Below are 8752 nucleotides of genomic sequence, written 5' to 3' on the forward strand. Positions count from 1 at the left end.
TGCAAACTACCACAACCCCTACGTCTTCCAAATAGATAGCTCGCGCGGACGGCCGCATTTCCACAGGGATATTCACAAGAGTTGTGGAAAAGACCGTTTTCATCGCCTGTTTTTCACGTGGGTGTCGAACCAATCGAACATTTCCGCGAGGACATGGAAGACGGATTCCCTGGCTGCATAGCCGTGGCTTTCATAGGGGAGCATGACCAGACGCGTCTCCGCCCCGAAGCCCTTCAGGGCCTGGAAAAGCCGCTCCGACTGAATGGGGAACGTCCCGGAGTTGTTGTCGACTTCCCCGTGGATAAGAAGGATCGGTTCGTTGATCTTGGGTGCGTGCATGAACGGCGACATGTTGAGATAGGTTTCGGGGGCTTCCCAGAACGTCCGCCGCTCGCTCTGAAAGCCGAACGGCGTCAGGGTGCGGTTGTAGGCGCCGCTGCGGGCAATTCCGGCCGCAAAGACATCGCTGTGGGCCAGGAGGTTGGCCGTCATGAAGGCCCCGTAGCTGTGGCCTCCGACTCCCACCCGCTTGGGATCGGCGACGCCCAGTTTGTCCAGAACATCGACCGCCGCCTTGGCGTTCATGACAAGCTGCGGCACAAAGGTGTCGTTCACGGTTTTCGGGTCGCCGACGAGGGGCATCTGGGCGTTGTCGAGGACGACATAGCCCTGGGTGACGAAGAAGAGCTGGGAGGTGCCCCGGAAATACGTGAACCGGTTGGGGGAGCCCCGGACCTGGCCGGCCGTGTCGGCCGATGTGTATTCCAGGGGATAGGCCCAGACGACGGCCGGACGGCGTTCGCCCTCTTTGTAGTCGGGCGGCAGGTAGAGCGTCCCGGAGAGTTCGAGGCCGTCTTCCCGCTGGTATTTGACAAGTTGTTTCTTGATGCCGGTGAGCTGGGGTGCGGGATCCTGGAATTGCGTCAGGGCGCGTTTCTTTTTGGACTTCAGATCCAGAAGATAATGATTCGGAGGTTCGGTCGGAGTTTCGTGGGTGATCAGAATCGAGTTGCGGTCGCCGCCATGGAAACCGACGAAGGACTGGTAGGTGCCGTCCGCCGATTGAAACAGCCGTTTCTTTTCCCCGGTTTTCAGGTTCATTCCGTCAAGAAAGGGGAAATCGCCCTTGGGAGAGGCGCCCTGTCCGTCCAGATAGATCCAGCCTTTGTCTTCGAGAACGACCCGCATGCCGGCCGGGGTGGTCGTCGTGACCGGGAAACCCGGGTTGTTGTAGGCGTCGCGGAAATTGAGGTCGAAGAGTTTTCGGGGCTCGGCGCCGGGGGTGTCGATGTCGGCAAGCCAGGTCGTCCTCCAGCTTTTGCGCCATTCCATTTCCGTGACGAGGCACCGGCCGGGGGTCTGCAGCCATGTGATTCCCGCATAGCGCTGGCTGAGCCGGATGACTTCGCGGAGACCGGCTTCAAACGGAGCGTCGAGGACCATGACTCTGTCGCGGTGGGGGACGTCCTTTTCCAGATCCCCGTCATCGAGAGCTTCCGTCCAATAAACGGAGGCGGGTTTCAGCGGACGCCAGGATACGGCGCGCGGCCCGGTGGGGACGCCGTTAATGGGAACATTTTCGGCCGGTGGCAAATCGGCGATGATCTTGACGATGCGGCCCGTGGTGTCCCAGATATCGTAGGAACGGGCGAAACCCGACCAGGGCAGACTTCGGGAATAGGGTTTTTTGACGCGATAAAGGAGAAGATATTTTCCGTCGGGCGAGGGATCGGCCGAGGGGAAAATGCCGGGTTCGCTGATGGGCCGGATATCTCCGGTTGAAACGTCGACGGCGGCCAGTTGAGATGTCGCGTAATAGTCGAAGAGAATCTCGTCGAAGGGCGTTCTCAGGAGGTCCTGGAAGGTGGCCGCCTTGGCCAAAACGCCTTTCTTGGACTCCTGGATGTTGGGGCCGTCGGGGACGGCCGGGGGAACGGGGGCCGGACCGCGGTTTTCGGGGATGAGACCGACGAGGAGCGAAGCGCCGCCGGGCATCCAGGAGAGGCCCGGGCTGAGGACCATGTTGAGGACCGGGCCGGTCAGTCGTTTGGCGATGCCCGTCGCGACGTCGGCTGTCCAGAGCTCGGCGCCGGAATCCGTATAGACGGCGAAGGCGATCCGCTTTCCGTCCGGGGACCAGGACGGCACGCCGAAGCGGGCTCCGGAGGTGATCTCGATCTTGCGAACCGATCCGTCCCTGATGGTTTTGACGGTCATGGCCGTGTTGAAGGTCAGGGTCTGGCGGCTGTTGTTGTGGGGCGTGATGCGCATGCCGGCCAGTTGGAGGATAGGCCGGGCCAGATCGGCGAGTCCGGGCATGGTTTCGTATTCGATGAGGAGCATGCGGTCTCCGGCCGGACTCAGCGAGACGCGGGCCGGGGGAGGGGCTTCGAGGATGTCGACGACATCCTGGGGCGGCATCTTGTAGGGCTCCTGTGCGGAGAGCGCAAAGGCGCAGAGAATGACGAGGGCGACGGTCAGGATGTGTCTTTTCATGGAGGGCCTCCTTGTCAGAGCGGATCTTTCTCTATTTTATAAAACATTTAAGCGGGATCGCAACCCATTCTGCTTTGGCTGCTGGAAGTTATTGATAATACTCGAATTAGAGCCTAAAAGGCCGTTTTTTCGGCCGAAAAAAATCTAAATTGTTTATTATCAGATAAATCCAGCAGCCAAAGCAGGATAGAAAGTTGACAGGTTGAGCGGGCGGGATCTATAATCTGACAGTGAAATCCTGATCGGGAGGGAGCGGATGTCCATCCATAAAAACGCCGGTATTGTCATTCTGGGATTCATCGGTTTGGCTCTTGTCTTTGCCTCGGGCGCCTGCAAGCGGGCCGAGACTGCCGACCTCGTGCTGATCAACGGAGACGTCTGGACGGCCGAGTCCGATATTCCGCGGGGTGCCGGCCTGGCGATCAAAAACGGATTGATTCTGGCCGTTCTGCAGAGCGATCGCGAAGCGAAGCGCTATTCCGGTCCAGAAACGGAGATCCTCGATCTCAAGGGAGGCTGGGCCGTCCCGGGCATCATCGACGGCCACGTCCACTTCAATAACGCCGGCGCCCTGATCAACGACGCCAATCTCATGACGGTCGCCGACGAAGACGGCCTCCGGGCGGAAATTGGTCGCGTGGCCCGCTCTCTGGACGCGGGAGAATGGATCACCGGCGGCCTCTGGGGCGCCTACGAGCAATGGGCTCTCGGCGACACGGGCGCGGACGCCGCTGACCGGCGGGAACCCTGGCGTCCCCACCGCCGCATGATAGACGACCTCACACCCGACAAGCCCGCTTTTCTCTGCCGCTTCGATTACAAGGAATGGCTGGCCAACAGCGCCGCCCTGGCCGCGGCCGGTCTCGAAAACGCCCGCCCGGCCGGCATGGAGATCGGACCCGACGGCAAGCCGACGGGCGTCATTTTCCGGCCCTCTCCGGCCTTCGACCGCGTGACCAAGGCGCGGGCTCCGAAATCCAAGGCCCGCCTGCTCGAGGAAAACCGGGCGGCGCTCCAGGCCCTCCGCGAGGCGGGCATCGTCGAGATCCACGACATCGCGACGCCGGACCAGACCGAACGTTTCATCGAACTGGAAGACAACGGCGAACTCACGGTCCGGGTCTGGCTGCGGCCGGATCTGTCCCGCGGAGCCGCCTTGGGCGCCGAGGGCTTCACCATGGGCCTTCACCCCAAAACCCGCCAACCGAGTTCCATGCTCCGCTACGGCGCGCTCAAGGGCTATATCGACGGCATCATGGGGACGCACGGCGCGCTGTTTTTCGAGCCCTATGACGACCAGCCCGACAACTTCGGCCACTGGCGCCCGCACACTTCGGACGATCCCCAGCTCCGCGCCGGCAACATGGAAAAAATGTACGGGCTGGTCAAGGCCGGTCTGGACGCCGGTTTCGTCCCCAACGTCCACGCCATCGGCGACCGGGGCGTGGCCGAAATGCTGGATTTCTACGAGCGGTTGAAGGACGAGGGGATCGATCTCACGGGATTCCGCGTCATTCACGCCCAGGTCATCCGGCCGCAGGATTTTCCCCGCTTCAAGGAACTCGGCGTGATTGCCGAGGTCAATCCCTACCACATCTCGGATGACATGCGCTGGATGGAGGAGAGGATCGGCCATGAGCGCTGCAAGGGCGCCTATGCCTTCCGGTCGCTTATCGACAACGGCGCCGTCCTGAGTTTCGGTTCGGACTGGCCCGGAACGAGCGCGGCCCTCTACCACGTGCACCCCAAGTATCTGATCTATGCCGCCGTGACGCGGCAGACGCTCACCGGAGCGCCCGAAGGCGGTTGGTTCCCCGAGCAGAGAATCACGGTGGAGGAAGCCCTCCGGGCCTATACCATCAACAACGCCTATGCCACATTCGAGGATGATGTCCGGGGATCGATCAAGGCCGGGAAATACGCCGATGTCACCGTGTTCGACCGGAACCTGCTCGAAATCCCCGCGGCGGACATCCTCAAAGCCGAGGTGACGCACACGATCGTTGACGGCCGCGTCGTTTTCTCCCGCGACTAAGCCGGCCCTTTTTGTGTTGCCTCAGGGCCGGTCGAGGGTTTTTGTCGTGAACCCGGCCTCATCCTTGAGATGCTGGATGAGCGCGTCGAAAGCGGCCTGCTCTTTTCTCTGCCGGATTTGATCTTCGAGCTCGTCCCGGATCTCGTCGAAAGGCCGGGTTTCTTTTTCGCGGCCTTCGACCTTCAGAATGTGGTAACCGTAGGTCGTCTCGACGATATCGCTGATCCCGCCCACGGGGACGGAAAAGGCGGCGTCCTCGAACGGTTTGACCATCCGGCCGCGGCCGAAATTTTCGTAGAGGCCGCCGTTATCTTTCGATCCGGGATCTTCCGAGAACTCGGCGGCCAGCGCGGCGAAGTCCTCGCCGGCGCGGGCCCTTTCCAGGATGCCCTCCATGTTCTTGAGGGCTTCGGCCTTGTCCTCGTCGCTCTTGCCCTGAGTCAGAAGCAGGATGTGGCGGACGGATGCCGTCATGTCCGCGTTGTAGGCCTCGAGGATTTCCGCCTCTTCGACCGTGCTTTCGGCCTCGACGACGGTCTCGAGATATTTTTGGATGACCATGTTTTCCCGCATCGTTTTCTTGATCGTCTCGACGTTGAGGCCGTTCGACGTCAGCATTTGGAGAAAGGACTCCTCGCCGCCGGCCTGGTCATATTGGCGGGACAGGGATTCGGAGAACTCCTCGTCGGTCACGGTAGCGGACGCGGCGCCCGCGGCTTCGAGAAGGAGCTTTCTCTCCCCGATTTGGACGGCGTTCTGAAACACAATGGTTTTGAGCCGTTCGGCGTCGATGCTTTTGAGCTGCTGAGCCCGTTCCCCGGCCTGGTCGAAGAAGGACTGAACGACTTCCCCGGCCGTCACGGTGAACTTTTCGGCCGTGACGAGGACGGTGTCCTTTTCGGGATCGAGAGCGGGAACCAGGGCGGCCAGATCCTTGGCCAGATCGTAGGCCGGCGTCCCCTTGACGAGGCGGACGTCTTCCGACTTGGCGCCGCAGCTCGAGATGACCGCGGCGATGACGAAAACAGCCAGAGCCGATTTTTTCATGATGTCTCCTTTGGCCCGCAATGGCGAGCGGTCCGCCATGTAGTAGACCACAGCCCGAGAAAAAATTCAAAAGAAAATTTCCGCCGCCGCCGGGATTTGGAGATGGCGGAAAACATGGTAAAGTAATGGGAGATTTCGGAAAAGGAGAACACCATGACCATTGATGAAGCCATCCGGACGGCGCTCCAATACGAAAACCGGGTTGTCGGTGTCTATGAGGAAGCCATGACCGCGTCTCAGGACCCCACGGGACGGAAGGTCTTCAAAACCCTGGCCGAAGAGGAAAAGCAGCACGTCGCCTATCTCGAATCCAAGCGCAGGGAATGGGAGAGCACGGGACGCGTCACGCCGGGGCCCGTGGAGAGTGTCGTGCCGTCCCGGGCGGCCATCGCCGAGGGAATCAAGAACCTGAAGACCAAGGTCGCCGTTCAATCCAGGGAAAACGAAATCCAGCTCCTCAAGCGGGCTCTCCAGGTGGAAGTGGAAACGAGCGATTTCTATAAAAGAATGGTCGCCGAACTCCCCGCCGAGGGACGCGATCTCTTCGAGCGTTTTGTCCAGATCGAAGAGGGCCACAAAGCCATCGTTCAGGCCGAACTGGATTCGGTGTCCGGTTCGGGATTCTGGTTCGATTTCGCGGAATTCAATCTCGAAGCGGGATGAGGGCTTTTCATCATTATGTTGCTGTGGCATCAAACATAATGATTTGTCCCGGACTAAGAAAGGCTGGGATTTTGATTAATCCCGGGAAAGAGCCGCCCAAGGGATCAACCCACCCCTCATAAGTGAACTCGGTCATGGTCACATTTCGAAAATGGGCCTCGATAGTTTTGCGCAGGTGCGAGGGTGAGAAGAAAAAGATCATGGGAATGTCTCTGAGTGCAAGAACCCTCCGGATCAAAGGGAAAAGCAGGGATTCGAGAACAAACACGAAGCCCGAAAAACAGGGTTCGACCACCAGAAGACGGCCGCCGGGTGTGAGCTTCTGTTTGGCCGCGGAAATGATTTGATCGAGGAACATTTTGGATTCTTTCAGATTTCTACCTTGGATGTGATGGATACAAAGAGAATAGAGGATGATATCGACAGAGTGATCGTCAATGGGGGACAGGTCTCGGGCGTCGCCGACGATTTTGATGATGTTGGGGACTTGAATCCGTTCGAGCATCACCGGGGAGATATCCAAAACCTGAACCTGCGCGGCGTCATGGATATCATAGTGAAAGTATCCGCCGTTGCCGACATCTAAAATCTTCCGTCCTTCTATCAGCGGGCTGACGTACTCCTTGAATTGGCGATGGACCGCCTCCCAGTTGTCAAATGCCTTCTCATATTTTTTGGCGATTTTGTTGAAATGGGTTGCGTTCCCGGGCAAAGAGGGATCTTGAGTCCTCGGCCTGTTCGCGGTTTGGATTGCGCCTTTCATGTTGTCGACTCGCCATGATATTATCAGCCTTTTTCCGCCTTTACAATACGGCGACCTTGATCCGTCCGGTAATGGCCACGGTGATGCGGTAACGTCCCCGTCCGTTCTCCAGACGGATCGTCGCCATGTGGGACACGGCGCCCGAGGGATGGAACATCGGTGTATTGTTCGCAGCCACGGCGACACGGTCAAGGACGCCGTGCCTGTCCGGCCGCCAGACTTCCCGATCCGGATCGTACACTTCTACGGCATATCCTCCGGATGAAAAACGAACCCGAATGGGACAGCCTTCCGCCAGGGCTTTGTACCGGGCGTAATTAAGGCGCGATCCGACCTCCCAGACCGCCCGGTGGAGATGAATTTTATCCTGAAGTCCGCTCAGGGATATGGCGGCGGTTGTCAGGAAAAACGCCGCAACCGCGAGAACGGCCAGGATCTCGATCAGGGAATAACCGGCTCTCTTCATGGCGCGAGATCCTCCCAGAGAAGAATCCGGAACCGGGACAGGGAGAGTAGAGGGACGGCGGAGCGGGGCCATGCTTCCGCATCGCCGCCGGGTTCGTCAGGCCGTTCGTCCGGCACGATTTTCACGGCGCCCGATCCGGAAGCAAGATCCGCCGCCTGAAGTCCGCCGAAGATTTCCAGTTTTTGATCCTGTCCCCGGATGGTAAACCCGGCTCCTCCCGCGGCGAGCGAGGCATGAATGTGGACGGTTTCAGACGGCTCGGCGTCAAGGACGATCCCTCCCGTTCGATCCTCTCCGCTGAGAAAATCCTGTCCCGCGGCGTAAATGACGAGACGTCCGGGAGGCTCCTTATAATAAGGGAGGCCGTCCCGGATTTCGACTCCGGAAAGCGTGAGGTGGCCGGAAAGCCTGATTTCGTCCGAGGCGACGATGGTCAGATGGAGGCCCGATCGAACGGCCGGAACGGTCGCATCGAGCGCCGGAACGAGTCCTCCCGAGGCATCGAGACAACCTCCGGAAAGGCCGCCGATTTTTCCGTTGCAGATGATCATGCCCCTCGGGACAAGGTCGAAGACGTCCTCACCGGCGGGCCCTGAAAAAGTCGTCTTTCCGGCGACCGGTTCGAAACGGAGCCGCCATTCCGAATCGTCCGAACGGAAGGCGATGAGCTGATCTTCTCCGTCGACGGCCAGGATCATGCTCTCCAGGTCGCCCTGGACGAACACGCCGCCGAGACCCAGGTCGTCCCGGATGAGGTAGACGCCGTCGGGAATGGGTTCGGGCGAGGATTCGAGTCCCAGAAACGGCCGGAGAAAGGCCGGAGAGAGATCCTGGGGCCTGAAGATCCGGGCTTTAAAGACGCTTTCGAGAAGGGCGGCCGGAAAGGAAGGGATGACGGGCTCCCCGGTTTCGAGAAAAAAGGCCCGGGCCGGACCGGAGGCCGGCGGGAGAACCGTGACATGAAGGCGTTCAAGCGGATCCTCGCCTCCGGTGCCGCCGGGCGGCCGGTTGAGAAAGAATGGAAGATCGGAGAGGGGAATGCGGCCGGCCCGGACGGCCAATTCGGCGGTGACCCGCGAGGTGCGTTTCGTCCGGGTGTCCCCGGTTCCGCCGCGGCCCTCGAACAGGGCCTCATGCAACGCGAGGATGAACCCTCCGCGGTCTTCGCTGCGGGTGACATGACAGGCGATGCGGCTTTCCCAATGCAGATTATTCCATGTCTCCCGGAAAACCGAAGGAAAAACGAGTCCGGTCAGACGTTCGGGTGCCACCGGCCGGCCGG

The 8752-nt window shown here is 60.1% G+C and carries 7 protein-coding genes (1 of these 7 cut by a window edge); 3 read left to right on the forward strand and 4 right to left on the reverse strand.

Features of this window, described 5'->3' with window-relative positions; genetic code table 11:
* Positions 1-99: 99 nt before the first annotated feature.
* On the reverse strand, positions 100-2496 hold the full coding sequence (locus SCM96_11590; GenBank protein MDW7761264.1) for a prolyl oligopeptidase family serine peptidase: 2397 nt from the start codon (positions 2494-2496) through the stop codon (positions 100-102).
* A 256-nt stretch (positions 2497-2752) separates the two neighbouring features.
* Here SCM96_11590 and SCM96_11595 point away from each other — a divergent pair, with 256 nt between their 5' ends.
* A complete protein-coding gene (locus SCM96_11595) occupies positions 2753-4531 on the forward strand; it encodes an amidohydrolase (protein ID MDW7761265.1) in 1779 nt (592 codons plus the stop codon).
* A gap of 21 nt (positions 4532-4552) precedes the next feature.
* Here the strand turns inward: SCM96_11595 and SCM96_11600 are convergent, their stop codons facing one another.
* The gene (locus SCM96_11600) at positions 4553-5578 is read right to left on the reverse strand and encodes a peptidylprolyl isomerase (protein ID MDW7761266.1); all 1026 of its coding nucleotides are present in this window, start codon (positions 5576-5578) and stop codon (positions 4553-4555) included.
* A 153-nt stretch (positions 5579-5731) separates the two neighbouring features.
* Between SCM96_11600 and SCM96_11605 the strand changes: the two genes are divergently transcribed.
* Together SCM96_11605 and SCM96_11610 are read left to right on the forward strand one after the other, a co-directional pair.
* Entirely contained in the window at positions 5732-6241 is a 510-nt protein-coding gene (locus SCM96_11605; GenBank protein MDW7761267.1) for a ferritin family protein, read from the forward strand.
* A 343-nt stretch (positions 6242-6584) separates the two neighbouring features.
* Positions 6585-6827, forward strand: a complete 243-nt coding sequence (locus SCM96_11610; protein ID MDW7761268.1) for a hypothetical protein — start codon at positions 6585-6587, stop codon at positions 6825-6827.
* A 217-nt stretch (positions 6828-7044) separates the two neighbouring features.
* Here SCM96_11610 and SCM96_11615 read toward each other — a convergent pair whose 3' ends face one another.
* The gene (locus SCM96_11615; protein ID MDW7761269.1) at positions 7045-7470 is read right to left on the reverse strand and encodes a GspH/FimT family pseudopilin; all 426 of its coding nucleotides are present in this window, start codon (positions 7468-7470) and stop codon (positions 7045-7047) included.
* On the reverse strand, positions 7467-8752 hold the 3' portion of the coding sequence (locus SCM96_11620; protein ID MDW7761270.1) for a hypothetical protein. It continues 313 nt past the right edge of the window; 1286 of the gene's 1599 nt are visible here — the last part of the coding sequence; the start codon falls outside the window, past its right edge; it ends in the stop codon at positions 7467-7469. Before SCM96_11620 ends, SCM96_11615 begins: the two co-directional genes overlap by 4 nt.

Source organism: Acidobacteriota bacterium (assembly GCA_033549365.1).
Lineage (GTDB): Bacteria > Acidobacteriota > Aminicenantia > Aminicenantales > Saccharicenantaceae > JAWSUF01.